The organism is Streptomyces boninensis (genome assembly GCF_048572725.1).
In the GTDB taxonomy this organism is placed as follows: Bacteria; Actinomycetota; Actinomycetes; order Streptomycetales; family Streptomycetaceae; genus Streptomyces; species Streptomyces boninensis.
The window spans coordinates 3,263,086-3,287,247 of the sequence record NZ_CP183837.1; the positions used below are offsets into that span (position 1 = coordinate 3,263,086).

Below are 24,162 nucleotides of genomic sequence, written 5' to 3' on the forward strand. Positions count from 1 at the left end.
CCGGATGCACGCCGAATGCCGCGGGCCGGGCGCCTCCACACCGGGGTGCTCGAGTCAGGTGGTTCGTTTGGCGCCTGAGGAGCGGGAGCCGAGTAGCAGCCGGTCGAGGTAGTACGCCAGTGCATGCGGGCGCCCGGGACGAGGGGTGATCATCGGTCCGGCGGGCCACAGCGGCTGCCCGTCGATCCAGGGCACGACAAGCGGAGATGCCGGAGGGCCGCCATGCAACTGGGCGGTGCCGATCGGTGCAGGCAGGCCATCGCAGCTCCGTTTCGTCCATCGCTGCAGCCCCGGTGCGATGCGACCGAGACCGCCGTGCACGGGGCGCTGGAGCGGAATGACACCGAGGGCGACCGCATCAGGACCGCCGGAGAAGGGAAACAGGACCAGCGCAGGAGCGTACCGGCGCTGCGGGTCCGACAGCAGCACATAGCGCACCTCGTCACGCAACGGCGCGATGGCCGCACGGTGAAGGCTCCGGGCAGGTCCGACGTGCCGGGCAACGTAGAGAGCGATCAGCACGGCGATGCCGCCGATGCCGGCGTCGATGCTGCCGCGGCTCGTTACCTCCGCGTCCGCAAATGGACGTTGCCCCGCCAGGAAGGCGGCGGCCAGCAAGGCGGCGGCCACGATGAACAGCAGCAGCCTGGACGAGGCGATCAGCGAGCGGATCTGCCACCACGGATGAAAACGCGGGTCTGCTTCGGGCCTGCTTAGCCGACAGGGCTGTGCTGTAGCGGCCGCTGCTGCCACGTCCGCGAACCGCCGGAAGGTGTGGGGCTTATCCACATCGCCCCCATTCGTCGGGTCGAGCGGTCCTGGGCGCTGGGCGCGACGGCCGCACGGCATATCCCGTGCTGAATGATCCCTGCGGCAAGGGGGCCGCTCGTAGGGCTGTGCGCCGGGCGCTGTGGAGTTAGGAAAGCATCCCGGATCTGGACGCGTACAGGATAACCGCGAGCAACCCCAGCGCGACGCCACAAGTAGCCAGGGTCTTGTTCGCTTGCCGGCGAATTCCGAGCCGGAACCCATAACCTCCCAGCGCAACCGCAAGGATTCCAAGCAACATGCCGACTGGCCCGGTGAAGAAATAGGCAGGGCTGGCAGTAATACCGCAACTAAGGACTCCCAGCAGGAGGGAGGCAACCCCATATCCATTACGCGGGCCTTGCCCCGACGGCGGGATAGATGAATGCTGCCACTCGCTACGAGCCTCGGGACCCGTCATCGTCGACCCCTGCCGAGCCACGACACGTGCCCACTTTGCTGTGCACATCGGAACATACCCAGACAACTTAGCGGAACGACCCCGGCAATCGGGCTATGGACGCGCGTGTCGAAGGCGTGTCGGCGACGGCGCCAGCACCGGCGCTCCCGAAGCGGTCCAGGTCGCCGATTAAGCCCGACGACTTCCTGTGGCGCCTCGCCCTCGACGTTGCGGGGTCGGACGTCGCGCCGCAACGGACGCGTGCGCGACGTGGCTTTCCTGGCAAGAGCCGATGCGTACGCCAACCCAGTCGGTAAAGAGCGGACCTCAAACGGCCCCTCGCGAACCTCGCCAAGCACGGCATCGACCAGCTGAACGCGATGGTCACCCTCAAACGGATGCAGTACCGCACCGGCCTCATCGAGGGCTTCCTCGCCAAGACCGGCCTGGACTTCACCCCGCCGTAACCTCAGCCGTTACAGATCTCTAGCACCGGTGATCGGGATCTTCCGTTCAGATACTCAGAAGCCAGGATGAGGCATGCTCACCCGGTCGGACGAACGAGCCGTTTGCCGCATGCCCGGGTCCGGGAACACCGCCGTCATGGCGATGCGTAAGGGATTCGGTTACCGCATTCGGTTCTTCAAGCGGCCGTGGTTCCTGGTGTGGCTGTCAATGACGGCGCTGGCGGTGTTGATGGCCGTCATCATGCTGACCACCGACAACGAGGCGGTGGTGCCCGCCGCTCTGTTCTACGGCGCTGCGGCGGCGCCGTTGGCGTTCGCCATGGCCACTCATACGAGGACCGGCTTCGCCACGAGCGTCCCACCCGCCGCCCTGTTGGGCACATTCCTCTTCGGCGGCGGAGCATCACTGGCTCTCGGCGGATTTCTCGACGAGGAATTCATCCAGAGCACGGATGGCCCCAGAATCTTCCTGGTCGGCTTCATCGAGGAGCTCGCTAAATTCGTGCCGGTACTCGCGATCGCACTCGCCGGCAGATACCTGGCCGTGCGCTCCGGCGTTGCCCTGGGCTTCGCCACCGCCCTGGGCTTCGCCGTGTTGGAGTCGATGGACTACGGACTCCAGTCGGAACTCGCCGACGGCATCACCTCCGCCGAGCTCACCCTGATCGGGCGGGGCCTGACCGAACCGTTCGGTCACCTGGCCTGGACCGGCCTGCTGTGCGCACTGGCGTTCACCAGATGGCAGAAGCGGGGCAAGGTCACCCTCGCCCCATCCGTTGTCGGGGGGTATGTGCTGGTCGCCCTGCTGCACTCGGCCAACGACGGCCTGCTGGTCTACGAAGCCGAAAGGCCGATCCTGCTGCTGGGCTACCTGGCCGTCGCCGTCGCCAGCTACGTCCTGTTCCGGCTCGGCACCCGCGGCCTCACCCTGGGCAGCGATATCACCGCCTCCACCACGGAGCCCCGGAGCATGCGGTAGTAGCTCGACCCGGTCAGCCCTGGAGCGGTGACATGCCGATGCTGGCCCACCGCGCTGTCCGCCGGGAGCGCCTTGGGGTGGCTTCCTGGTCGGTAGCCAGGTCAGGATTTCACCAGGCTGTGTATCTCCGACTCCATCGCATCGGCGACGTCGTCGGACCAGGGGTGTACTTGCTCTTGCGTGTCGTGCCGGTATCGCGCACGACGATGCGGTAGGTCACGGTGGCGCCCGGGTCCACGTCCTCGGCAGCGGCGTGAAGACCAAAGCTGTCATCACCCGGCAGCGCGTGGGTAGGGCGGTGGCATGTGTCGGGGCAAGCACCGCGGCGAGAACCGGACTTCCGCATAGCCGCAGCAGATCGCCGGCTCGACACCGACCGGCGCCTGCCCAGGGAGCATCGAGTGGCACGTGACATGCCCTCCGGTCAGAATTCGAACGTTGAGGTTGTGGCGATGTCGGTCTGATGCGATTTGACGTCGCTCGGGTGTGCGACTCGCTGCGCGAGGGTGGGGCGGCGGCGCCTCCGTGGTTGACGCCGTGGTGACGTGACGGCCGTGGCGTCGTTGGCTGTTGTATGACTAGCTTCGAAGCAGGGCGTTCGGCCCTGGACAGAAACGTTTTGCCCGGTGGGATGTACTGGCTGGACAGGCCGTTTCACGGTGATGACGAGTGCGTGGGGTGCGCCGAGATGAGAGATTTCGCGCTGCAAGCAGCCGACGCGATGGCGGTAGGGGCGTCGGAGTTGGATGATGCTGTCGGGCGGTTCTGGCTCAAGTGAGACGCGGCGACGGTGGGAAGATGGGCGCGTGTTCACGGGCTCAGGGTGGCGGTGGCCACCGCGAGGGCGCCTATTGCGTCTTAGGAGATGGCTGGCTCGGTTCGTAGACGATACGCACCGTAGTAATGGAAAGCCCGATATTCCGAGTAGCTTGCTCTCAACCTCGATCCACCGTGTGACGGCCGGGTTGTGGATAGCGAAACACGACAGGTGACCCCGCTGAGCTGGGATGATGGGAGTTCCTACGCTTCCGTCAGACCCGAGTAAGAGGGCATCTCGTAAGTGAAATCCTCCCATAGCCCGGCGGCGGTGTTCGCCGTGGTCGATGATCCGGATCTCATCGCACATGCGGGCTGGTGCCGGCCGTCCGGCTCGCCCAGCGGTGCGATCTGCCCCGGCTGGTCGCCCAGAGTGTGAAGTTGACCGGCGCCGGCAACGGTGCGGGCACGGCGGTGGACGCCAAGGTGTGAGCATCGTGGGTGGCATGCGCTTCGACGGGATATGGGCGGGCGGCCTTTGCGCTCGCTTCACAGTCCTTGTGCACGCTCGTACACCCTCTTGGCCAGCGGCCCGAGGAGCTCCGCCGAGGTGCTGCTGCTGTTCTTGGCCGCGTCACCGAAACTGGTCAGCCCGGCCACTGTGCCCTTGCCGGTCCGGGCGTCGAAGTGCGCCAGCCAGGGTCCACCACTCGCGCCGCCGGCGACTCCGCAGGCGGCGGACTGGGTACGCTCGGGGCCGGCCTTCGCGACGGCGCTGCAGGCCAGAAGTCCCTCGCCGCGTTGCGGGCGGGAGTCCGGGTAGCCGAACACTGTTACGCGGCCCGCGGGTTTGCCGGGGAAGGCGACCCTCTGCGTGCCGACCGCGTCCGCGAGACGGCGGCCCTGGTGCGGATCAAGTACCAGCGCGGCGACGTCCGTCTTCGCGTCCTGCTCCCAGGAGCGTGGCATGGCCACGGCGCGAACGGCATAGGTCCCGTAAGGGCGAGCGCTCTGATGGTAGCCGGGAACGAAGATCATGGAGATGTGGTGGTTGCCGGGAGAGGCGGGGACCTGTGCGCAGTGTGCGGCGGTCAGTGCCACGGAGTGATTGTGGGCGGGCACGGAGGTGGCGGTGCACCAGGTGTCCTCCCCCTTGTCGTTGACGAAGAAGAGACGGCCGATCGCCTTCATCTTCGGCCCCTTCCAGGCGTGTTGGCCGCGCGGGGTCGGGCCTTCGTCCGCCGCGGCATCGGCCTTGGCAATCCGTTGCGGTGTCCAGTAGGCCAGAGCGTCGCTGCGGTCCGCCCTGCTGAAGGAGAACTGGGTCACGCCGTCCGAAGCGGCGGCTGCCGACCCTGCGGGCGGCCCGGCCGCGAGGGCCAGAGCGAAGGCGCAGGGTACGAGGTGTCGCGCTCGCATGATCTCACGGTACGCGGGAGCGGCTGGATCCGCCATCGCGGCACCTCCCGCCGACTTCTTGCCTTCGGTGCGTCGCCGGTCGGCGTAGGCGCGGTTTGGGGGTGATGAACCATTCGGACCGTTGCGATGACGTTCAGGGCACGATTGAGACGCCTGTCGCCGCCGCGGTTGAGCCGGTGGCGGGTGGTGTCGCCGGAGGAGAGGAGGCGGGGATGGGGCTCACTCCGGCGAGGGCGGCGAACGCGGCCTCGTCGCGAACCGTCCTGGGTGGGACCAGGTTACCAGGACGGTGGCGGCGGTGACGTGGCCGATCCCGGTTTCCTGGGGGAGGTCGGCGGCCGGGCTGGCGTCGACGAGCTCGCCTATCCGGTTCGTGTTGTCCGTGATTTCGGTGTCAAGGGTGTGGATCCTCTTGGCGAGGCGGACGGCTTCGGTGCGGGTCGTGGTGGCGGCAAGGTCTTCCTCGCAGGGGCGCGCCAGCGGGCGATTGCCTCTGCTTGGCGCCGAGTAGGCGTGCAGCAGACCCCGATGCCGAGGACGGTGATGCACACGAAGGCGTTCACGGCTCTGGTCCGCTCGCCGGTGAGCTCGTTCCGGGTGGTGAGGAGGATGTGGTCTGCCGCCCGGATTCCCTTGTCCATCCGCGGGGTGCGCAGCTGTTCCTCGGGGAGCGAAAGCACAGCCGTAGCGATGCGCCGGGCATCGATCGGGTCGGATATGCCAACCGTACCGTGGCGGCCCGAGCGGCCCATTCTGGCGGCTTCGACCACGCGGTAGCCGGCGTGTGCCGTCTGGCGGGCGATCTGGGCCCCGTAGCTGCCCACGCCCTCGACGACCCACAGCCGTTGACACCACAGAGCACCGAGGTCCCCGCCGGTGCGGCGTCCGGCCCAGCCGATTGCACGAGCCCTACCAGCGTGGGTGCTGGGGAATGCTTCCGTGCCCACGTGCTCACCGTTGGCGCCGTTGACACACGGCGTAGGTGTGAGTCCTGGGATGGTGTCGACGCCGATGACGAATGTCAATGGACACTGCTCTCTGGCTCTGTCGCGAGTTTCGTGAAGGTCGAGAAGTGGATCTTTGTGGTGCTGGGTGCGGGTCAGCTGGTGGCGGGGTTGCCGCAGCACTTCTTGTATTTACGGCCTGATCCGCACCAGCAGGGGCTGTTGCGGGGCGGTGGCCAGGGGTGGGCTTGGCCGCGGGCGGCGAGGTCGGCTGCGTAGGCGGCGCGGGTGCTGCGGTCCTCGGGGGAGGCGTCCTCGCCGCTGAGGTAGGCGTCGATGTCGGCCATCGTGCCGTGGGCGACGCCGAGATGGACCGCGCCGTCGTCGGCTAGCTTCGACAGCATCCCCTCGACGCGCCGGGTGTGGTCGCGATGGTCGGTGCCGTAGGCATCCGCTGCGGCGGGCCAGCGGGAGATCAGTTGGGCGAACTCGGCTTCGGGCCAGAACAACGCGCAGGTCATGCGGGGCCGTGATGCCGCTTGGCGGCGGGCGTCGATCTCGCCTGCGAGCCGTTCGATCTCGGCCTGGGGAGCGGCGGGGTCTTCGCCCACGGCCAACTGGTGGCGGGCCGGGTCGTGCAAGTCGTCGAGGGTGTCGTGGCCGCTCAGCAGGCTGGGGCGGTCGCTGTGCAGTTCGTCAGCCAGGTTGTCGGCGTCGTCGTGGGGCTGCTTGAGCAGGCGGCGTACTCGGTGGCGGCCGATGACGAGCATCTCGATGCCACCGGGGTCGTGATGATCCTCGACGGCGGCGAGGCTCATGGCCGTCGCCGGTCCCATCAGCGGCGGAAGCCGTGCAGCCAGGCGAAACTCCGCTCCACCACCCAGCGGTAGACGCCGAGTCCGCTGCCATGCCGGGTGCCGCGGCGGGCGATGGCCGGCACGATGCTCCGATCGCGCAGCCGGTCGCGGTAGATGTCGTGGTCGTAGCCGCGGTCGGCAAACAGCGAGTCCGGCTTGCGGCGGGGATGGCCGACGCGGCCGCGGACGGGCGGGATGGCATCCAGTAGCGGCAGCAGTTGGGTGACGTCGTTGCGGTTGCCGCCGGTGAGGATGACCGCCAGCGGGGTGCCGTATCCGTCGGTGATCAGGTGGTGCTTGGATCCGGTCCGGCCTCGGTCGACCGGTGACGGGCCGGTGTGGCTCCCCCTTTTATGGCCCGGATGTGGCTGCCATCGACCACCGCCCGTGACGTCCAGCCGTGCGGCAGCGTTGAGCTCCGCGAGCAGCACCTCGTGCAGTTGCTGCCACACTCCGGCGTCATTCCAGTCCCGCAGCCGGCGCCAGCAGGTCATCCCGGAGCCGAAGCCCAACTCCTTCGGCAGGCGCTCCCAGGGGATGTCGTTGAACAGCACGAACAAGATCCCGCACAGCACCCGCCGGTCCGGCACCGACCTCCGCCCCGGGTAGCGATACCGGCGCTCCCGCTTCGGCAGCAGCGGCTCGATCCGCGCCCAAAGCTCATCCGACACAATCCACGGCGACGACCCCATGCCCCGACGAACGTCCAACTCACCGCCGAGACACGGAGCCTTTTCCAACCTCACACTGACGCGTGGTGAAGGACGAGGATGGCCTTCACGAAGTTGGTGATGCGGTTCGTGCTGCACCGGAGCTTCCGCAGGAGGCGCCAGCCCTTGAGGGTGGCCATGGCCTGCTCGCCGAGGCAGCGGATCTTGGCGTGTGTGCTGTTGTGCTGACGCTGCCACCGCTTGAGGCGACGGCCACGAAACGGCACCCGGACGGGTCCGCCGGCGCCCTGGTACGCCTTGTCGGCCCAGCACTTGAGGCCGGCTTCGGCGAGCGCGTCGACGATGCCGTGGGTGCGGGCGGCGGTCAGGTCATGGGTTGAGCCGGGCAGCGCGGGCGAGGCCCACAGCAGCCGCCCGAAGGGATCGGTGAGGACCTGGACGTTCATGCCGTGCCGCTTGTGTTTGCCGGAGTAGTACGGGGTGTCGGCGGCGATCCGGTCGATCGGCAGCAGCGTCCCGTCGAGGATCACGAAGGCCAGGCGGCTCGCGGTCCGCATCGCCTCGGCCAGGCTGGGAGCCAGCGCGGCCAGGACCTCTATCGCCTCGCGGACGTAGCGGTAGACCGTCGCGATCCCGATGCCGAACCCGGCGGCGAGCTGGGCATAGGTGTCGCCGCACCGCAGATGGGCCAGGACCAGCAGAGCCTGACGGCCCGGCGTGACACGGCGCCACCGGGTGCCGATCTCGCGGCGGCGAACCGTGAGATGCCCCGCGAGGCGGCGCAGGTGGGCACTGGACAGATCGATCGCCGATGGATAGACAAGCACACGAAGCTCCTGGTCGGCACGGGTGATCTTGGTCGTGAACCCGTCTACCAGGAGCTTCGCCGGTTCGTACAGCCCGCCAACCGCCAGGCCACGCCGTCAGGTTGGAAAGGGCTCACTGCCCGAGCGCACGTAAACCCGGCCCATAAGGCCCTGGAAAGCATCCTGGAGGAAATCGAGGAGGACCCCGGCACATGGGGACATCAACCATCGTGTGGCGGCGGCAGCAGAAGCGATCTACCAGCTCTACTCCGACCCTCAGACACGGCAGCCGAGCTCGTAGCGGTGCTCACCGCAGGCCCGGCACTCACGCCGGGGGCATGCGCAGCGCCGGTGAGGACGGAGTCGAGCGTGTTCAGGGTCGAGTGGTCCAGGTCGTCCACGCCTCCGGTGACCGCCCGGAGCATGTTGCGCTCGGCACGCTCAGCACCGCGGACCGACTGCTCGTGGTGGGTGTAGGTGTTGACCGCCTGGACGACGCCGTAGGCGGTGTTCTGCCACGGCGCGACGCGGGAGTCGTGACTCCACAGGCGCGTCAGCACTTCTCGCTTTCGTTCGGCCAGCGTGCGGGAGCGGCCGGGTTCCGCGGGGCGCGGTGTGTGTGCGTCCAGGAAGGCGGTCCATTGCCGATCGGTCACCGTGGTCCGGCAGAGGCGTTGCACTTCGGCCGCGAAGTCGTCGGCGACCTCGTAGACGATGTGCAGGGCTTCACGCGCTTCGGCCAGCCGCAGCTGGGAGTGCCGGGAGTGCTTGATCTTGATTTGCTGGCCGGCCTCGGCCAGTCCGGCGCTCATGGTGTTGTCGCAGACGATGTTGGTGACTGCCCGCTTGTACGTGGTCGCTAAGGAGCCGTCGAAGCTCGTAGCCCCGAATAGGTGCGGGCGGAAGGCGACTCCTTCCGGGGTCGTGATGGTCTCCGGCACTTCGACGGAGACCCAGGCGACCGCTCCGCCGCGCAGCAGCCCGGCGGATCCGATGGACAATTCGTCGTCCAGCAGCTGCCCGATGGTGCCGAGCAGCCACTCCTCGTAGGCATGCGGCTGGTAGCCGTCGCCGAAGATGCCCATCACGTGACCGGTGTCGCTGCGCAGATAGGCGGTGCGTCCCGGCGCCGGTGCTAGCCCGCCGGTGGTGGGGTCTTCGACGTAGACCGGGCTGGGGGTGGCCTGCCAGCCGAACAGGCGCCGGCGGACATCTTCGATGGGGATGGCGCCCGGGTAGTGGTTGGGTGTGGGTCCCTGCAGGCTGGCCCGGTAGTGCCAGGCCGTTCCGCGCTGCTCGGTGAAGCCGATCAGCGTGTTGGCGTTCAGCCATTCCAAGGTCTCCTTGGACATCAGTCGTCCTCCTCACAGGTGGAAGGGGATGAATTCATGGATCGGCCCGTCCCGGGCGAGCGGAGGGCGCGCCCGGGACGGGCGGCCGCACTACGCGCGGCCGGGGAGCGGTTGTCGGGTCATGGGGAGCGCTAGCAGTGAGGAGAAGTGCTGCTGGTACTGGGAGGCGAGTGCGCCCCGGTCCCTGATACTCAGCACCAGGCCGGTGCGCGTGATCACGGCGTCCACCACCCGCTCGGTGAGGGCGGGAACATTCCCGTCCTCGATCAGCGGGGCGCACTCCAGGCAGGCCGCCCACCGGCCGTCGTCGGACTGGAGCAGCGGGGTTCCGTCGTCCGTCTTGAGGACGCGCAGGAAGCCGAAGGCGCTGACGAAGAGCCAGTCAGCGGGCTGGGAGAGGCAGAAGTTGCAGATCGCTGAGGTAGCGGAGGAGGAGTTCAGCACGATTGCGCCCTCCTGGGGTCGGGCAGGCCGGGGTCGTACGGCTGCGTGTCGTCGGATGAGGGCGGCGGGTGTCCGCTGGAGGGACCCCGCTGAGGTGGATGCTTGGATCCGCCGAAGACGCGGACCTCGTATTCCTCGTCCTCGTCGAGCAGCACCAGAGGCAGCTCGTTGACGCCGTCGCGTTGGGAGCGTGCGACCCGGTGCCAGCCATCGATGATCGCCGTTCCGCCGTGCACCTCGCGGAGGCGTACTGCGAGCAGGGGGCGGGAGAGATCGGCTCGCCCAATCTGCTGCTCGTTCAGTTGGATATCGTTCAGCCAGGTGAACCACGGTCGGGCGTCGATCCATACGACGCGGTGGTCACGGGCGAGTTCGTGTGCTCGGGTGACGTCCCACAGGAACGCCCCTAACTGGAAGTACTCGCGCGTGCCCATCAGTGATCGCCATCCCGATACGGGCACGCAGCAGTCGGCCCCAGATACCGATCGAACGCACCGGGGAAGCTGCCGGGCAGCAGGCCGGCAGAAGGCAAAGCCGCGCGGTGAGAAATGGACATAGCGTTGCTCCGTACGTAGATCGTCAGTACAAGAGGCGCCGGATCCGAAGGTGAAGAGCAACGGATCCGGCGCCGAAGAAGCACGAGCGGTGCCCAGTTGGGACCGAGAGGGACGGCGCGTGATCACCTCATGCGATGCCGAACAGCAGGTCGCCGCTGAAGTCGGGCGCCTGGCGACGCGTCAGCCAGCGCCGCATTCCCTCCACGCGATGGGGGTGGAAGGGAGCCCAGTCGGTGGGCCGGAGGCGCAGGAATTCCCGCGCCTCGTGCTCCTCGATCTTCAAGATCAGATCGAGCATGGTGCCGCACAGGTCTTCGATGGTGCCGTCGGCGACCACCAGTGGGAAGGCAGACTGGCCCGTGATCGGTGTCTGGTAGCCCCGCTCAGCCTCATCCCGGTTGCTGTTGTACGTGGGGTAGCGCACCTCCACGCAGATCGCGCCTTCGAAGCGATCCGTGAACTCACGGGCGTGGAACTCCCAGCCGGGCTTGTAGATCATTTGCTCGACCAGTTCGACTGCGCTCGCAGGCTGCATGGTCCTCAACTCCTTGATCGGGAGTGCCTCCGGCGGGATTCGAACCCGCGGCCGCCGGTTTATAAGGCCGGTGCTCTAACCACTGAGCTACGGAGGCGGAGGGCCGCAGACGATCAAGAAGTGAGTCGGTGGGCCAGGACTGGCTCGGGTCACGTGTCTTGATCGTCTGCGGAGACGTCGTCACGCCCACTAGGCGCGGCGCTCATTGGGAAGATCCGTGCTCCGTCCAGACGAGCCAGGTCGTCGCTTGGAGCACGGACGGGCGGACGCCGAGTCGCTGTGCCGCGCAGCGGTAGGCGGCAACGAATGCGTCGTACCTGGGCTGGTATTCCAGTCCGCGGGAAGCGTTGCCGTAGCGCGCACCCATTGCTATGTCGTGCGCGTGTCGATCGACTACGACCGACCGGTCGTCGGCGGGATCCGCGATGCACCGGAAGAAGTGCCACGTCTTGATCCCTGTCGGCAGGACCTCATGCGGATCTTCGCCCGCAAGGATCCGTTGGGCCTTGGAGGCACGATCACGAGTGCTGCTGATCTTCTGGCCTGCGCAGGCGGCACGGGCCAGTTGGACATTGCGTGACCATGGGCATTGGGGAGACAGCGCGGCGATCACGCCAGCTCCCCGTCTGACATCACCGTGGGTCAGGTCCGCAGCCAGTTTGTTTGCATGGGGGTACCACTGGCGCCCCTGCTGACGGAGATCGCATGTGGCGCGACTCCACACATCGATGATGCGGGTCACCATCATTTCGATGTCTGCACGCGTCACCCCTCTGACAGGCAACGGAAGATCGCGGTCCGGCCGCTCTGTCTTCACAGCCGGATCTCCGCAGAGTTGCCGAGGTCATAGATCGCGATCTGTTTCCGCAGTCGTCCGAGGCGTTCTGCGGTGGCGCGCTCCGCATGGATCTCCACGGGGTCGAGATACAGCTGCCCTTGATCGATCCAGCCACCAATCGCATCCGCCGCGGGATAGCGCGCGTGCATCGCTTCAACGGCCGCGGCGAAAGATGTGAATGAGGCTTCCGCAGGCAGGGTGCGCTGCGTTGCAGCAGCGGATACCGCGTAACCCGACCCGGCAGGGCCTAAAGATCCGTTCGCTTCGTAGCGAGCGGTGAACCCGCCATCGAAGAATGTCGCGTCGTAGAGCGCAATCAAGTCGATAGTGCTGAGTGCGGCGACAGTCATGGCGTCACCTCTGGCGTTCTAGAGAGCTACCGAGATCGACATCGATGCGATCGATGCAGCATTCTCGCTGTCACATAAATACGCTCTAGAGGCGGCCCCAAATACCGATCTAGGGGAATCTTTTCCATGGGGATTTGACCTCATAGCAGCGGACCCCCGCCCGAGGTGGACGAAGGGTCCGCGCTCGCGCAATTCAGCGTCGCCGCGAGGATCCCTCATCAATGAGCCCTTTCCAACCTGACGGCGTGGCCTGGCGGTTGGCGGGCTGTACGAACCGGCGAAGCTCCTGGTAGACGGGTTCACGACCAAGATCACCCGTGCCGACCAGGAGCTTCGTGTGCTTGTCTATCCATCGGCGATCGATCTGTCCAGTGCCCACCTGCGCCGCCTCGCGGGGCATCTCACGGTTCGCCGCCGCGAGATCGGCACCCGGTGGCGCCGTGTCACGCCGGGCCGTCAGGCTCTGCTGGTCCTGGCCCATCTGCGGTGCGGCGACACCTATGCCCAGCTCGCCGCCGGGTTCGGCATCGGGATCGCGACGGTCTACCGCTACGTCCGCGAGGCGATAGAGGTCCTGGCCGCGCTGGCTCCCAGCCTGGCCGAGGCGATGCGGACCGCGAGCCGCCTGGCCTTCGTGATCCTCGACGGGACGCTGCTGCCGATCGACCGGATCGCCGCCGACACCCCGTACTACTCCGGCAAACACAAGCGGCACGGCATGAACGTCCAGGTCCTCACCGATCCCTTCGGGCGGCTGCTGTGGGCCTCGCCCGCGCTGCCCGGCTCAACCCATGACCTGACCGCCGCCCGCACCCACGGCATCGTCGACGCGCTCGCCGAAGCCGGCCTCAAGTGCTGGGCCGACAAGGCGTACCAGGGCGCCGGCGGACCCGTCCGGGTGCCGTTTCGTGGCCGTCGCCTCAAGCGGTGGCAGCGTCAGCACAACAGCACACACGCCAAGATCCGCTGCCTCGGCGAGCAGGCCATGGCCACCCTCAAGGGCTGGCGCCTCCTGCGGAAGCTCCGGTGCAGCACGAACCGCATCACCAACTTCGTGAAGGCCATCCTCGTCCTTCACCACGCGTCAGTGTGAGGTTGGAAAAGGCTCAATGCCCCGCGGAACTAGTTCTGCCCGCGCCTCATCAAGTGCCGCCCGCAGGGAACGCCATTCCTTTATTGCGGCATCGCGCGTACGCTGAACCTTGGACGATGAATTTCGCGGGCCGCCGTAGAGCTCTACCGCGATCTGGCCGAAGATGCCTGCACGCCCAAGATCATCTGCTTGGCCGGCAATCAGGAGTGCGCGACGCAAGATCGGGTACTCGTCTCCGCCGGCCCACGCCGTACGGAAGATCGCCTCAGCGCTTTCTGCCAGGTGAGGGGCGACTGCCAAGATCGACAACATGTCGTCGGTCAGGTTCGTACGGGCATCACGTCGGTACCCGTTGCGCGCGGCCGCGTCGCGCACTGCCCAGTACCGCAGCGTCTCCCTGGAGACAACGATCACGTCGCCATCCCGGCGCACGTATTGCCAGGCAGACGGTTCCCGGGTCGCCACCCGCACGGCCGCTACCTCGCAGGTGGTACTGATCTCGTGAAGACGCTTCGCGAATAACAACACGGCGTCTTGAGTGACATCATCGCTTACGTCGTCCGTGCCATACAGCGCGCGACCCGAAATGGCCACTGTGGCACTACCGTTCATGCGCTTGCGGGATCGCGTTGAATCGATCGCCCGGCAGTATGCGCGAGCAGCATCCCGAATGCCCGAGAAATCACTCGGTTTGATCTGCCTCATGCCGGCCGCGATCGATGCTTCGGATGCTCCACGCCTACGGACCGGCGGCATTGCGTACGAGATTGACACGATCGAACTCCGATCGCCCGTGACGCGTACCCTCATGTACTACGTCTCGCTAATTCCATTCTCCCGCCATTCCGGATGAATTCAAGGCTTTTGAGTGAGGGATTTAAACTCTCCAGTGCCAGCGAAATGCATGGATTCACCAGCAGGGATACATGCCGTTTGGATAATGTGGCACTCTCGATGCTCGCTACAAATCTCTATACTCGCAATCTATTGCCAGATGTTAATCCGCAACATTCCTGCCTTACCCCCTCTCCTCCACCACCCCTCCCGCCAGCCACCCTCCGTCTGTTCGCCCGCTTCCGGGGTACAGTTCGCCGCACCACAGGAAGGGGTAAACGCGACCTGACCTGCATAAACACCGGCCTAGGGGGCTACCCGTCTAAGAGGAAGCCCCACAGGAAGTGAGTTTTGCGATCACCTCGCCTCCTGGAACGTCAGATTCCAAATATTTGCTGCACCCAGAGCACTGTTACACACTTGTCATTCACCTCAGCAAATACCTACGTTAGGTTGGCTTGCGCGCTTCAGCCTCGCAACGAAGGGCAGCGCCTGATTACTTTCCTTGATCTCTCGTGCACTCAGAAGGTGAGGTACACAATGATTTCGCTACCGCCGGAGGAGTTCGCAGCGCGGCTGCGCAACGTCCAGAACATGATCAAAGGAGTGTGGGTCTGCGACGCGCTCGTGGTCCTCTCCGCCGGGCCAACGAGGTTCTCGGACGTCGGCAGGATGCTGAGAACCATGGAGGGCGCGGAGTCCTGGTCCTTACGCCGTCACGTGCACATCCGGAGCGGGGTGCTGGCCAGCACCCTGCAGCGCGTTGTGGAGCGAGGTCTGGCCGAGCGCGAGCACAGCAACGAGACCTTCCCGCCCACGAGTACGTACTGGCTCACGCCACTGGGCGAAGAGCTTCTGGATTCGCTGGTGCCGGCCATGGAATGGGCGCACCTGCACCCTCATGAGATCTTCAAAGCACGCGAGCTGGAGCTGGAACGACTCCGTCACGGGGACAAGGATGAGGACGAAGGCGAAGAAGAGGTGAGGCAGCCCCGGGAGGACGGCCAGGAGGAAGAGTGATCAGGCGCCTTGCGTGGGCGGGCCTGTCGGTCACGCTGGTCCCGAGTCGTTCTGGTCTGCCGTGGTTGCGGAGCGGCGCAGGCGGGTGAAGAGCTGTTCCGTCTCGGAGCTGGGCTCGGCGTCGAGTTCGGCCAGTGCGGAGAGCAGCAGGGAGTGGGTGCGGACCACGGCGTCGTGCTGGCCTAGGCGGGCGTGGATGCGCGCGATTTCGCAGTAGAGGGCTTCGTTGTGGCGGTCGAGGCGACGGGCACGGTTCAGCAGGTGCAGTGCGTGCTGGGGATCGTGCTCCAGGGCACGGTGGGCGAGGCTGCTCACGGCCGTGAGGACTTCGTGCCGGAGGCCCTCACGTGGCGCGTACAGCCATTCGTCGTCGAGTTCTTCGGCGATCTCTCCGTGGTAGAGCTCCTCGATGGCGTGTTCCAGGGTTCGGGCGTGCTGCGGTTCCTCCGGCTGCGCCGCGTAGGCGCGTAAGGCTTGGTGTAGCTCCCACAGGTCGACGCTGATGAGCTCTGCGTCCAGGGAGCAGTAGGCATCTCTGCGGGTCACGGCATTGGTTGCGGTGTCGTCGGTGGCCTGGCGCAGAGCGCGACGCAGTTGGCTGAGGGTGGCGTTGAGCCGGTTGTGGGGTCGGCTGCTGCTTGGCTGCGGCCACAGGGCGTCGCTCAGGAGATCTCGGCGTACACCGTCGGGGTGGAGGGCGAGGTAGACGAGGACCGCGCGCTGCTTGCGAGCGGCGACGGCGGTGGTGATGTCGCGGTGATTCCTGCCGTGGTCGTAGTGCAGGCGGATGCGGCCCAGGAGGCAGAGTCGGATGCGAGGACGGGACTCCGACTCCTCCGGTGCGGGGATGCCCTCCTGCGGTACGGCGACGTCCTCCTGCAGCACGGGGACGTCCGCCTCCGCCTGCTCCTCCCCCGCAGCCTCGTTCCACTCCCGTTCTTCCGGCTGCTCGAGGGGTGGCACGTCCGGTACGGGTTCGGGCTGCGTAGCGGGTGCTCCGGCCACGCTGGTGAGGAAGGCAGCGAGGTCGGCGGCGTCCGGGGCGGGGAGTGTGAACAAGCGGGCGCCGGCGAGCTGCTCACGTAGGTGTGGGCTGGTGGCGCCCGCGATGCCGTCGGGACGGATGCGGAGCGTGCCGCCCGCCGGCCAGGGCCCCAGGAGCACGCCTGCGAGGCCGAGCGTGGAGCCGTTGTCGAGGATGGCCTGGAGCCGGCGTTCCGTGTGCTCGGAGGGAGTGGCGACGAGGATGTGCGGCGGGACGGGCCGGTCGTCGTCTGTTTCCGCTTTCTCGGTGATCTGGCGGGTCCTGGAGAGCAGTTCGGTCTCCATTGCATCGAGCGCGGCCTCCAGGCTGGGTGTGAGGCGTATGCCCGGCGGCAGGGCGTCGGGGGCGGCAGCTTCCCCGAGGAGTTCGGCGGCGTCGGTGGCCGGGACGATCACATGGGTGCTGGATGGCGTGGACAGTTGTTGGTGGGCGAGGAACGCGAGTAGCAGCGCACGGGCGGCGGCGGTGGCGCCAGGGCCGGTGAGGCCCAGGCCTCGGGTTCGGGCCACGTCCAGGGCAACGGGGACGCCGTGGTGGGTGCCGATAGTGGCGGCGTAGTCGTCGGCCTGGCCGGCGGCACGGTCACGCTCCTTGGCCAGGGCCAGCAGGGTCCCTGGCGCCGGGGTGAGCTCGCTCGGGGGCGATTGCTCGGGCTCGGGGGCAGTGTGCTGTTGGTGCGCCGTGCGCAGGCTGCGGATGACCGGGGAGAGCGTCGGTGTCGGGCTCGGCCGTGCGTGGCGAGCGGTGGCAGCCGGGCGGTATCGGATGTGGCGCTGGATTCGCCAGGCGAGGAGCAGCGCCGTGACGGCGGCCGCCAGGCCGATGCCGATGTAGCCGCCGGTGGGCAGGGTGATGCCGTCGTCGGGCGGCGGCTTGTTGTCGGGCGGATGAGGTGAGGGCTGGTGCTGGCTGGGGGCGGGCTGCGGTGGAGGAGGGTGAGGACTGGGCGGTTTCGGCCTGGGAGGCTCGGGACGTTCCGGCGGAGCCGGCGTCGCATGGTCGGTTAGGCGCAGAATCCATCCGGGGTGGATGACGTCGGGATTGGTCAGTGTGCGGCCATCCGGCTGGGGGCGGTGTCTGTTGAGGACGTAGAGCTCGGGCCATCGGGCGCCGTCACCGAGTTCACGGTCGGCGATGCGCCAGAGGCTGTCGTGGATGCCGTCCTTCGGAGGACGGACAACGGTGGTGCCGGGCTCGGGAGGCGTCGGATCCACGTCAGTTCGGGCCATTGGTTCGACGTGCGGAGTGACGGGCGCCGCGGCGATGGGCCGCAAAGGCGGGATACGCCAGGCTTCTGCTGCAGGGGCGGCACTCCGCTGCCCCAGGAAGCTCAATACGACGGCGCCGATCAGCGCCGCGGCGAACGTATGGATGGGGCCGGCCGGGCGCGGCAGCGCATGAGGGAACTGGCGCAGAGCGTCAGCAGCACAGCGCAGCACGTCCAGGGCGAACAGGGCCCACAGCGGCCACAGGGCGCAGGCAAGGATGTGCAGGAGCAGGGTGTCGGACAGCGGGGCCGTCAGCGCCACTTCAATCTCGTCCCAGTCCGGGACATGATCGGGCAGCGGCCAGCCGACGTACTGCCACAGCCCCCAAGGGATGCCAGTGAGCAGCGCCAGCAGCAATGCGACGGCGAGCAGGCTGCGCAGCAGCAGACCGCTGCGAGTCAGGACGCGTACGGCGTCGTGCGCGATGCGACGTCGAGCCATGGCTACCTCCCGGCGCTACGGTGCTGCGTCGACACCCGGCTCCGGGTGCGCCTGTCCCTCGCCCTGGACGGTGAAGGAGCCGATGCCGAACAGCTGCAGCAGCTGGGTCGGTTGCTCCGTGGTGACGGTCACGTCGACCGTTTCGCCGGTGACGGTTACGGTGCCGGCGTCGCCTGTGGCTTTCAGGTGGGCCTGAGCGCGTGCGCGGGCCTGGGCGGGCAGGAGGCGCACGCTCTGGTCCTTGCGATAGGCGGCCAGGTCCAGGGCCTGGGCACCGGCGCGGGCGGCCTCCTGCGCCTCGCCGATGGCCCGTATCTTCGCGGCCAGGGCGAGGCCGCCGTCCAGCGCCAGTCCGCCGAACATCAGCACTGCGAGCGCGATGACGACGGTGAAGGGGGTGACCTGACCTCGGTCGTCTCGCATATGAGGGCGCACAGGGATCTCACCTCCGGGCGGTGGTGGTGACGGTGCCGCGGAACTCGTCAACGACCGCGTGGGAGCGGGCGTCGAGCGTGGCGTGACCTGGAACGTTGAGCAGCGCAAGATCACTTTGGTCGATGGTGCAGATCACGGTGACGCTGATGGTGCTGCCGGGCTGCAGCTGTCCGGTGCCCGCGTCGACCCGCAGGCTGCGACAGGCGACGCCGGCCTCGTCCAGGGCGGCCGTGGCGGCGCTGCGGGCGTCGGCGGCCGCCGCGGTGGGGGTACGGGCCAGGGTGGCGGCCCGGGCCGCTTGGTGGGCGGCGTCCTCGATACGCAGCCGGGTGTCGGCGGCGCGGCCGCAGTAGACGACGAAGAGCATGAGAGCCAGGAGGATCGGGGTGAGCAGGATGAACTCCACCGTTGCCGAGCCGCGTCGGCTGTCCGTGGTCATGGCCGGCTCCCGGTGTCGCCGCGGAACTTCTCGACGCTTCCGGCTGCCTTGGCGTTGATCGGAAGGTGCAGGAACGGAATGACCGCGCTGGCTGTTCCGCTGATCCTCACTTCGGCGTGCTCGCTGTCTCGATGTACTTCGATGGCTGGGTTCTCCAGGCTGGAGCGGCCGAGCTGGTCCAGGACGCGCTGTGCCTCCGCGTGTCCGTCGGCGGCGTCTGCGTGCTGGACACGGGTCGCGGACAGGGCGTGGGAGGCCGTGGTCTGGGCGGTATGGGCGGCGTGGGCCCACATCGCGTACTGGGCGATGATCAGGATCAGGGTGAACAGGAGCGGGAAGACATAGATCAGTTCCACCGTCGCTGTGCCCCGGTCATCGCGCAGGCGGGCCAGGGAGCGGCGGGTGCGGGCAGCCATGGCCGGTCCCTACTTGAAGCGGATGCTGTTCGCGGCCTCCATGATCTTCGGGCCGAGCAGGACGGTGACCCCGATGGCGGTTCCGGTCAGGAACGCGATCCAGATGATGTTGTCGGAGGCGCTGCCGCGATCGCTGTGGAGGGCGGTACGGAGCCGCGTGCTCAGGCGGAGCCACAGATACAGCAGCCGGGTTGGAGTGGTCATTTGGGGCACCTCCCGGTGCGGGAGCGGCATGTCACCACGCTGTGGTGAGCCGATAGAGGGCGGGATAGAAGAGGAAGAGCAGGAAGCCGGCGGCCATCACCACGCCGGGCAGGGCCATCCGTTCGGTGGCGGAGTTCGCCCGGGATTCGGCATCGGCCGCGCTGCGGTTGCGGAGCGCTGCGGCCTTGGCGGCCAGCGAGGCGCGTACTTTGGCGCCTTCGGTGCCCGCCAGGCGCAAGGCTGCGGACAGTTCGACGAGTTCGGCGACGCCGAGTTCGTCTCCGAGGTCTCCTAGGGCGGCCCAGGGGGAGGTACGCGTCAGCCGCGCGGTGGTCAGGGCGCGGCGGATGTGGGCGAAGGCGGGTCCGCGGCCGATGGTGGCGGCGTCGTCCAGGGCGCTGTCCACGCCGGAGCCGCCGGCGAGGAGGATGTGGATGAGGTTGAGGTAGGCGCCCAGTGCGTGGCGGAAGTCGGCGCGGCGGCGCTCGGCCTCGGCGCGCAGGACGCCATCGGGGGCCAGGAAGCCGCCGACGCCGCAGAGCAGCGCGGTGAAGGCAGGGAACTGCCAGGGGAGTCGGTACCCGCTGACGTAGGCGAGGAGCATCACGACGGAGGGCGTCAGCAGTCCGACCAGGGTCAGGGAGGCTTTCTCCGCCAGGTAGGTCTGGGTGGTATGTCCGGTGATGGCTAGGTCCCGGTGCAAATGGGGGCGGGGCAGTCCGGCCGCGCGCAGGAGGCCGGTGAAGGGGCGGCCCAGACGGACGGCGATGCCCGGGTCGTGGGGCTCGGCAGGGGGCAGGCTCGGGGTCTGCGCGGGAGCTTCGCTCAGTCGCGCAAGGGAGTCGGCCAGCGAGGGCGTCGGCGGGATCAGCCATACCGCCAGCGCCCACAGCCCGATGCCCAGGCCGGCCGCGCAGAGCAGGAGCCATGTCATATCCGGGCCTCCTGCGATTCCTCGGGGGCAGCGATCGGGGCGACGTCGAGCAGGAAGCGCTCGGGCTCGTCGATGACCGCCATCCGGCGCAGCCAGACGAAGGCGGCGGTGAAGATCGCGCCGACGAGCAGCAGGACTCCCTGGCCGACGGCGGAGTCGTACGGCTGAAGGAAGACGGGGTTGAAGGCCACCAGCGCGGCGGCGAAGCACAGCGTGGTGAGGACGATGACGCGCACCGTGGTCCGCACCCGTGCCCGGCTAACCTCGACCCTCCGGCGCATCTCGACCTGGGCACGGGCGGTCTCGGCGAGCTGTCCCAGCAGCGGCGCCAGCTGGCGGCCCTGGTGTTCGGAGGCCAGCACCAGGACCGCGACGACCAGGTCGGCGATCGGGTCGGTGAGCTGGTCGGCCAGGCGCCGTAGCGCGTCCGGCAACCGCTCACCGGCCCCCAGGCGATCGGCCAACTCGGCGATGTGCGGGCGGATGGGATCGGGGGCGGTGTGGGCGGTGGCGGTGATGGTCTGTTCCAGGCCGGCCGCGGCTGCCAAGGTGTCCCGCAGCATCTCCGTCCAGGAGGCCAGCGCCTCGATGCGGGCGATGTGCTGCCGGTGCAGCCGGTCCGGGGTCAGCGCCGGGGGGATGCCCCAGGCGGCCAGGGCCGTGAGCACGGCGCCGACCAGCCAGCCGGTGGCCAGCCCGACCAGCGCTCCGAGCACCCCGGCGGTGGCGAGGCGGCGACCGGAGTGCTCTTCGCTTCGCCATGCCTGCCGGGCGGGTGGGCGCTGTTTCGGGGCGGCGCGGTAGGCGTAGACGATCAGCAGCAATCCGGTGGCCAGGCCCAGCCCGCACAGGCCCAGCAGCGCCTGTTCCCGGGTCATGGCTGCCACCAACCCTCGGGACGCTCCAGAAGGTCCGCGTCGAAGCCCGCCGCCTCCAGCTCGTTCACCGTCTCGGTACGCAGCGGAGCGCCAGGCACCGCGCGCAGGTCCGGTCCGGGTCGGAAGACTTCGTTCGAGATGACCTGGTCGCGGTCGGCGTCGACGACCTCCCGTACGGAGGAGACCACGCGGGTATCCTCGGCGTCGCGTGGCTTGTTCAGGTGGACGACGAAGTCCAGGGCCGCGGCGACCAGGAGGTTGGTGGCCTCCAGCGGCAGATGCTCGGGGCCCTGGACGGCGTAGGCGGCCAGCCGGGTGAAGGCGGCGCGGCTGGTCGACGCGTGCAGGGTGCCCATGGAGCCGTCGTTGCCCTGGGACATGGCGTTGCACATCGGGATCACTTCGGCGCCGCGGACCTCGCCGACGATGACCCGGTCCGGGGACATGCGTAGCGCCCAGCGCACCAGCTCGGCCTGGCTGACCGCGCCCTGGCCCTCGATGTTGGCCTCGCGCGCCTGCAGAGCGACGACATCGGGATGGGCGGCGGGGTCGGCGTCCAGGCCGAGTTCGAAGACGTCCTCGATGGTGATCAGCCGTTCGCGCGGCGGGATGGCGGCCGCCAGGGCACGGAGCAGCGTCGTCTTGCCCATGGCTGCGCCGCCGGTGATCAGGACGTTCTTACGGGCGAGGACTACGGCCTTGAAGAAGGACTCCAGCAGGGTGTCCACGGTGCCCAGGCGGCGAAGTTGGGACAGGGTGACGTGCTGGTAGCGGTGGCGGCGGATGGCCACCGACGGGCGCCGGGTCAGTGCCATGACCGCGAAGACCCGTTCGCCGCCCGGCAGCTGGAAGCCGACGCCCGGGTTGGCGCGGTCGAAGCGGCGCTCCTCTACCCCGGAGCGGGCCGCCAGGTCGCGGATGAGCTGGATCAACTCGCCGTCCGAGCCGACCACCGGGGGGAGCTGTTCACGGCGGCCGTCGGCGTAGCGGACGAAGACGCGCTCGCCGTTGATGTTGATGTTCTCGATGTCGGGGTTGCGGAGCAGTGGCTCGAGTCCGGCGAGGCCGAAGAACTCGTCCAGCACCGCGGCGATGGTCTGCTGCTCGATCTGCCGGGTCGGCGGCCGGCCGCCCTGGTTGAGCAGGTCCTCGGCGTAGGCCTCAGCTTCCTCCAGGAGGATCTCCTCGGCGGCCGCGCGGCGCTGCTGCAGTGGCAGCGACGGCTCGCCGGTCTCCTCCCGGGCGCGCAGCTGTTCGCTCATCCGCTGGGAGAGCCGGCCTCGCAGGTGCTGGCGCAGCTCTTCGGCCCGCGGGTCGAAGGCGAGGCCCGTGCCGGGCAGGCCGCCCGGATCCAGTGATGCCTGCCGGTGGTGGCCGTCCACGGAGGCCGGCTGCTGCCGGTCGGGGATGTGCGTCATGGCTTCCCTCCCGGAACTGAGGCGGTCGCGCCGCCGGGCAGCTCGGCTCGCGAGGCGTCTTCCAGCTGGGGGGTGTCCTGGCCCGGGTCGGTGCGCAGGGCCATGCGCCGGGCCAGGCGAGCGGCGGCCCGGCCCAGCTGCGAGCGCGCCGGGATAGCCCGCGCCCCTGGCCGCCCGGCCAGGGGCGCGGCGCCCTTCACGTCGTACGGCAGGCGTCCCGCCACGCCGATGCGTAAGGTGCGGGCCACTTCGCCGGTGGTGTAGCCGTCGCCGATGAGCAGCAGCTCCGGTCGAGAGGCCCACCGCTCCAGCAGCGCGAGCTTGGCCGCCACATGGGCCAGCCCATCGTCGCGTACCCCCGTGCACAACAGCACCGCATCCGCGGCCCGCAGCACCGGCCAGGCCGCCGAATCGGCCTCCACCCGCCCGCAGTCCGCGACCAGCACCGCCTCGCCACCGTGCAGCAGCGCCCCGCCGCCGTGCGCTCCGAGCTCGCCGAGAGCAGCGCGGGCCTGCTGGCCGCCCACCGGACCGGCGATCACCGCCAGCCCGCCGGGCAGCCGCTGCACGTGCTCCCACAGCCGCTGCGCGACATCCCGGCCCCGAGCCGCAGCCGCCAGCGACACCAGCCCCGGCGCTGCCCGCAGCCGGAACCGCGCCAGCAGATCGCCACCCGCCGGGTCGCACTCCACCATCACCGGCCGCCCGCCCTCCGGCCACCTCGCGGCCAGCGCCAGCGCCGCGGTCGTCACCCCGGGCGAGCCCTTCACGCTGCACAACGCGATCAGCGTCATCGCCCACCCCCGCGGTCCACGACCACGCGCAGCCGCCCCTCCTCGGCCGCGGCCAGCGCACGGGCGTCCTTACGGGCCAACTGCAGCACCACCACGGTCGTCTGTGAGGTCTCACGCGCCAGCACCTCCACCACGACCGCCGGCCAACTCTTCGCCGCCTTCTCCGCGTCCTTGTCGCTCTGCGCGGCTTCGCGGTCCGGGGCGCGCACGACGGTGGCCTGGTTGCCCGGCTGCAGCCGGGGCGGGAACTGCCCGTCACGCAGCCCGACCGCCGCCAGCGCCTGACCGGCCGGCGGGATCTGCGGCTCACCAAGGACCTCCTCGGTCAGCAGCGCCCCCTTCGGCAGGCTGTAGGCCACCGGCTTGCCCGCGACCGCAGCCGCCCGGTCCGCCGGGATCGCGGCCACACCGCCGCCCTGGGCCACCGACACCTTGCGCAGGTCCCCCGCGGTGAGCTGCTGCCCGACCGTCACCGGCCGCTCAAGCGCCAGCACCGTCTGCCGGTCGCTCAGCTGCCCGCCGGCCACCACTCCCCCGCCGACACTGGCGATCACCAGCACGACGCCCAGCAGCAGGTACGGCACACGCCTCGGCCGCGGCACCCGCCCCAGCCTGGAGGGCGCGCTCTCGTCCTGCCGCGACTGCCCGCGCCGACGGCCGCCACGATGCTGGTCTGGGTCGAAGCGTGCGGGTACATGCGTGCTCACGGGCCACCGCCTCCCGGTATCTCCCCGAATGCCGTGGTGCTGCTCGTCCGCGCC

The 24,162-nt window shown here is 68.6% G+C and carries 24 protein-coding genes, 1 tRNA gene and 3 pseudogenes; 4 read left to right on the forward strand and 24 right to left on the reverse strand.

Features of this window, described 5'->3' with window-relative positions:
- Positions 1–54 precede the first annotated feature (54 nt).
- Positions 55–789, reverse strand: a complete 735-nt coding sequence (locus ACNNMR_RS14680) for a hypothetical protein (protein ID WP_419995042.1) — start codon at positions 787–789, stop codon at positions 55–57.
- A gap of 744 nt (positions 790–1,533) precedes the next feature.
- On the opposite strand from ACNNMR_RS14680, the pseudogene ACNNMR_RS14685 reads away from it, so the two are divergent.
- Both ACNNMR_RS14685 and ACNNMR_RS14690 read left to right on the forward strand, forming a co-directional pair.
- Positions 1,534–1,674, forward strand: a pseudogene (locus ACNNMR_RS14685) (IS630 family transposase); the annotation flags it as partial.
- Between the two features lie 136 nt (positions 1,675–1,810).
- Positions 1,811–2,653 carry a PrsW family glutamic-type intramembrane protease gene (locus tag ACNNMR_RS14690; RefSeq protein WP_419995043.1) on the forward strand — a complete coding sequence of 281 codons (843 nt, stop codon included), beginning with the start codon at positions 1,811–1,813 and terminating at the stop codon, positions 2,651–2,653.
- 1,305 nt (positions 2,654–3,958) lie between these two features.
- Here the strand turns inward: ACNNMR_RS14690 and ACNNMR_RS14695 are convergent.
- The 12 genes and pseudogenes from ACNNMR_RS14695 to ACNNMR_RS14750 form a co-directional block, all read right to left on the reverse strand.
- Positions 3,959–4,828: a trypsin-like serine peptidase gene (locus tag ACNNMR_RS14695; RefSeq protein ID WP_419995044.1), complete on the reverse strand. Its 870-nt coding sequence runs from the start codon at positions 4,826–4,828 to the stop codon at positions 3,959–3,961.
- Positions 4,735–5,853: pseudogene (locus ACNNMR_RS14700) on the reverse strand (transposase). The gene ACNNMR_RS14695 and the pseudogene ACNNMR_RS14700 overlap by 94 nt, the downstream one beginning before the upstream one ends.
- 74 nt (positions 5,854–5,927) lie before the next feature.
- Positions 5,928–6,590, reverse strand: coding sequence for an SEC-C domain-containing protein (locus ACNNMR_RS14705; RefSeq protein WP_419995045.1), 663 nt, complete (start codon positions 6,588–6,590; stop codon positions 5,928–5,930).
- 20 nt (positions 6,591–6,610) lie between these two features.
- Positions 6,611–7,321 (reverse strand): annotated as a pseudogene (locus ACNNMR_RS14710) (IS5 family transposase); the annotation flags it as partial.
- A 50-nt stretch (positions 7,322–7,371) separates the two neighbouring features.
- A complete protein-coding gene (locus ACNNMR_RS14715; RefSeq protein WP_419995016.1) occupies positions 7,372–8,127 on the reverse strand; it encodes a transposase family protein in 756 nt (251 codons plus the stop codon).
- Between the two features lie 200 nt (positions 8,128–8,327).
- Complete coding sequence (locus ACNNMR_RS14720; RefSeq protein ID WP_419995046.1) at positions 8,328–9,458, reverse strand: DUF932 domain-containing protein; 1,131 nt, start codon at positions 9,456–9,458, stop codon at positions 8,328–8,330.
- Between the two features lie 90 nt (positions 9,459–9,548).
- On the reverse strand, positions 9,549–9,902 hold the full coding sequence (locus tag ACNNMR_RS14725) for a hypothetical protein (protein WP_419995047.1): 354 nt from the start codon (positions 9,900–9,902) through the stop codon (positions 9,549–9,551).
- Positions 9,896–10,336 carry a hypothetical protein gene (locus ACNNMR_RS14730; protein WP_419995048.1) on the reverse strand — a complete coding sequence of 147 codons (441 nt, stop codon included), beginning with the start codon at positions 10,334–10,336 and terminating at the stop codon, positions 9,896–9,898. The genes ACNNMR_RS14725 and ACNNMR_RS14730 overlap by 7 nt, the downstream gene beginning before the upstream one ends.
- Before the next feature lie 250 nt (positions 10,337–10,586).
- The gene (locus tag ACNNMR_RS14735) at positions 10,587–10,994 is read right to left on the reverse strand and encodes a hypothetical protein (RefSeq protein ID WP_419995049.1); all 408 of its coding nucleotides are present in this window, start codon (positions 10,992–10,994) and stop codon (positions 10,587–10,589) included.
- A gap of 24 nt (positions 10,995–11,018) precedes the next feature.
- A tRNA-Ile gene (locus tag ACNNMR_RS14740) sits at positions 11,019–11,091 on the reverse strand.
- Between the two features lie 105 nt (positions 11,092–11,196).
- Positions 11,197–11,742, reverse strand: coding sequence for a DUF7178 family protein (locus ACNNMR_RS14745; protein WP_420000367.1), 546 nt, complete (start codon positions 11,740–11,742; stop codon positions 11,197–11,199).
- A gap of 65 nt (positions 11,743–11,807) precedes the next feature.
- Positions 11,808–12,182 (reverse strand): hypothetical protein, encoded by a 375-nt coding sequence (locus tag ACNNMR_RS14750; protein WP_419995050.1) that lies wholly within the window; start codon positions 12,180–12,182, stop codon positions 11,808–11,810.
- A gap of 337 nt (positions 12,183–12,519) precedes the next feature.
- Between ACNNMR_RS14750 and ACNNMR_RS14755 the strand changes: the two genes are divergently transcribed.
- Positions 12,520–13,275 carry a transposase family protein gene (locus tag ACNNMR_RS14755; protein WP_419995016.1) on the forward strand — a complete coding sequence of 252 codons (756 nt, stop codon included), beginning with the start codon at positions 12,520–12,522 and terminating at the stop codon, positions 13,273–13,275.
- Here ACNNMR_RS14755 and ACNNMR_RS14760 read toward each other — a convergent pair.
- Positions 13,267–13,980, reverse strand: coding sequence for a hypothetical protein (locus ACNNMR_RS14760; RefSeq protein ID WP_419995051.1), 714 nt, complete (start codon positions 13,978–13,980; stop codon positions 13,267–13,269). The genes ACNNMR_RS14755 and ACNNMR_RS14760 overlap by 9 nt on opposite strands.
- A 669-nt stretch (positions 13,981–14,649) precedes the next feature.
- Here ACNNMR_RS14760 and ACNNMR_RS14765 point away from each other — a divergent pair.
- The gene (locus ACNNMR_RS14765; protein WP_419995052.1) at positions 14,650–15,129 is read left to right on the forward strand and encodes a winged helix-turn-helix transcriptional regulator; all 480 of its coding nucleotides are present in this window, start codon (positions 14,650–14,652) and stop codon (positions 15,127–15,129) included.
- 30 nt (positions 15,130–15,159) lie between these two features.
- On the opposite strand, the gene ACNNMR_RS14770 is transcribed toward ACNNMR_RS14765, so the two are convergent.
- The 10 genes from ACNNMR_RS14770 to ACNNMR_RS14815 are packed head-to-tail and all read right to left on the reverse strand — an operon-like array spanning position 15,160 to position 24,108.
- The gene (locus ACNNMR_RS14770) at positions 15,160–17,883 is read right to left on the reverse strand and encodes a hypothetical protein (RefSeq protein ID WP_419995053.1); all 2,724 of its coding nucleotides are present in this window, start codon (positions 17,881–17,883) and stop codon (positions 15,160–15,162) included.
- A gap of 15 nt (positions 17,884–17,898) precedes the next feature.
- Positions 17,899–18,306: a TadE/TadG family type IV pilus assembly protein gene (locus tag ACNNMR_RS14775; protein WP_419995054.1), complete on the reverse strand. Its 408-nt coding sequence runs from the start codon at positions 18,304–18,306 to the stop codon at positions 17,899–17,901.
- Positions 18,307–18,325: 19 nt separating this feature from the next.
- Positions 18,326–18,757 (reverse strand): TadE family protein, encoded by a 432-nt coding sequence (locus tag ACNNMR_RS14780; protein WP_419995055.1) that lies wholly within the window; start codon positions 18,755–18,757, stop codon positions 18,326–18,328.
- The gene (locus tag ACNNMR_RS14785; protein ID WP_419995056.1) at positions 18,754–19,173 is read right to left on the reverse strand and encodes a TadE/TadG family type IV pilus assembly protein; all 420 of its coding nucleotides are present in this window, start codon (positions 19,171–19,173) and stop codon (positions 18,754–18,756) included. Before ACNNMR_RS14785 ends, ACNNMR_RS14780 begins: the two co-directional genes overlap by 4 nt.
- A 9-nt stretch (positions 19,174–19,182) precedes the next feature.
- Positions 19,183–19,377, reverse strand: a complete 195-nt coding sequence (locus ACNNMR_RS14790) for a hypothetical protein (RefSeq protein ID WP_419995057.1) — start codon at positions 19,375–19,377, stop codon at positions 19,183–19,185.
- 31 nt (positions 19,378–19,408) lie between these two features.
- The gene (locus tag ACNNMR_RS14795; protein ID WP_419995058.1) at positions 19,409–20,311 is read right to left on the reverse strand and encodes a type II secretion system F family protein; all 903 of its coding nucleotides are present in this window, start codon (positions 20,309–20,311) and stop codon (positions 19,409–19,411) included.
- Entirely contained in the window at positions 20,308–21,189 is an 882-nt protein-coding gene (locus ACNNMR_RS14800) for a type II secretion system F family protein (RefSeq protein WP_419995059.1), read from the reverse strand. The genes ACNNMR_RS14795 and ACNNMR_RS14800 overlap by 4 nt, the downstream gene beginning before the upstream one ends.
- Positions 21,186–22,607, reverse strand: a complete 1,422-nt coding sequence (locus ACNNMR_RS14805) for a CpaF family protein (RefSeq protein WP_419995060.1) — start codon at positions 22,605–22,607, stop codon at positions 21,186–21,188. The genes ACNNMR_RS14800 and ACNNMR_RS14805 overlap by 4 nt, the downstream gene beginning before the upstream one ends.
- Entirely contained in the window at positions 22,604–23,401 is a 798-nt protein-coding gene (locus ACNNMR_RS14810; RefSeq protein ID WP_419995061.1) for a MinD/ParA family ATP-binding protein, read from the reverse strand. Before ACNNMR_RS14810 ends, ACNNMR_RS14805 begins: the two co-directional genes overlap by 4 nt.
- The gene (locus ACNNMR_RS14815; protein ID WP_419995062.1) at positions 23,398–24,108 is read right to left on the reverse strand and encodes a hypothetical protein; all 711 of its coding nucleotides are present in this window, start codon (positions 24,106–24,108) and stop codon (positions 23,398–23,400) included. Before ACNNMR_RS14815 ends, ACNNMR_RS14810 begins: the two co-directional genes overlap by 4 nt.
- Positions 24,109–24,162 lie beyond the last annotated feature (54 nt).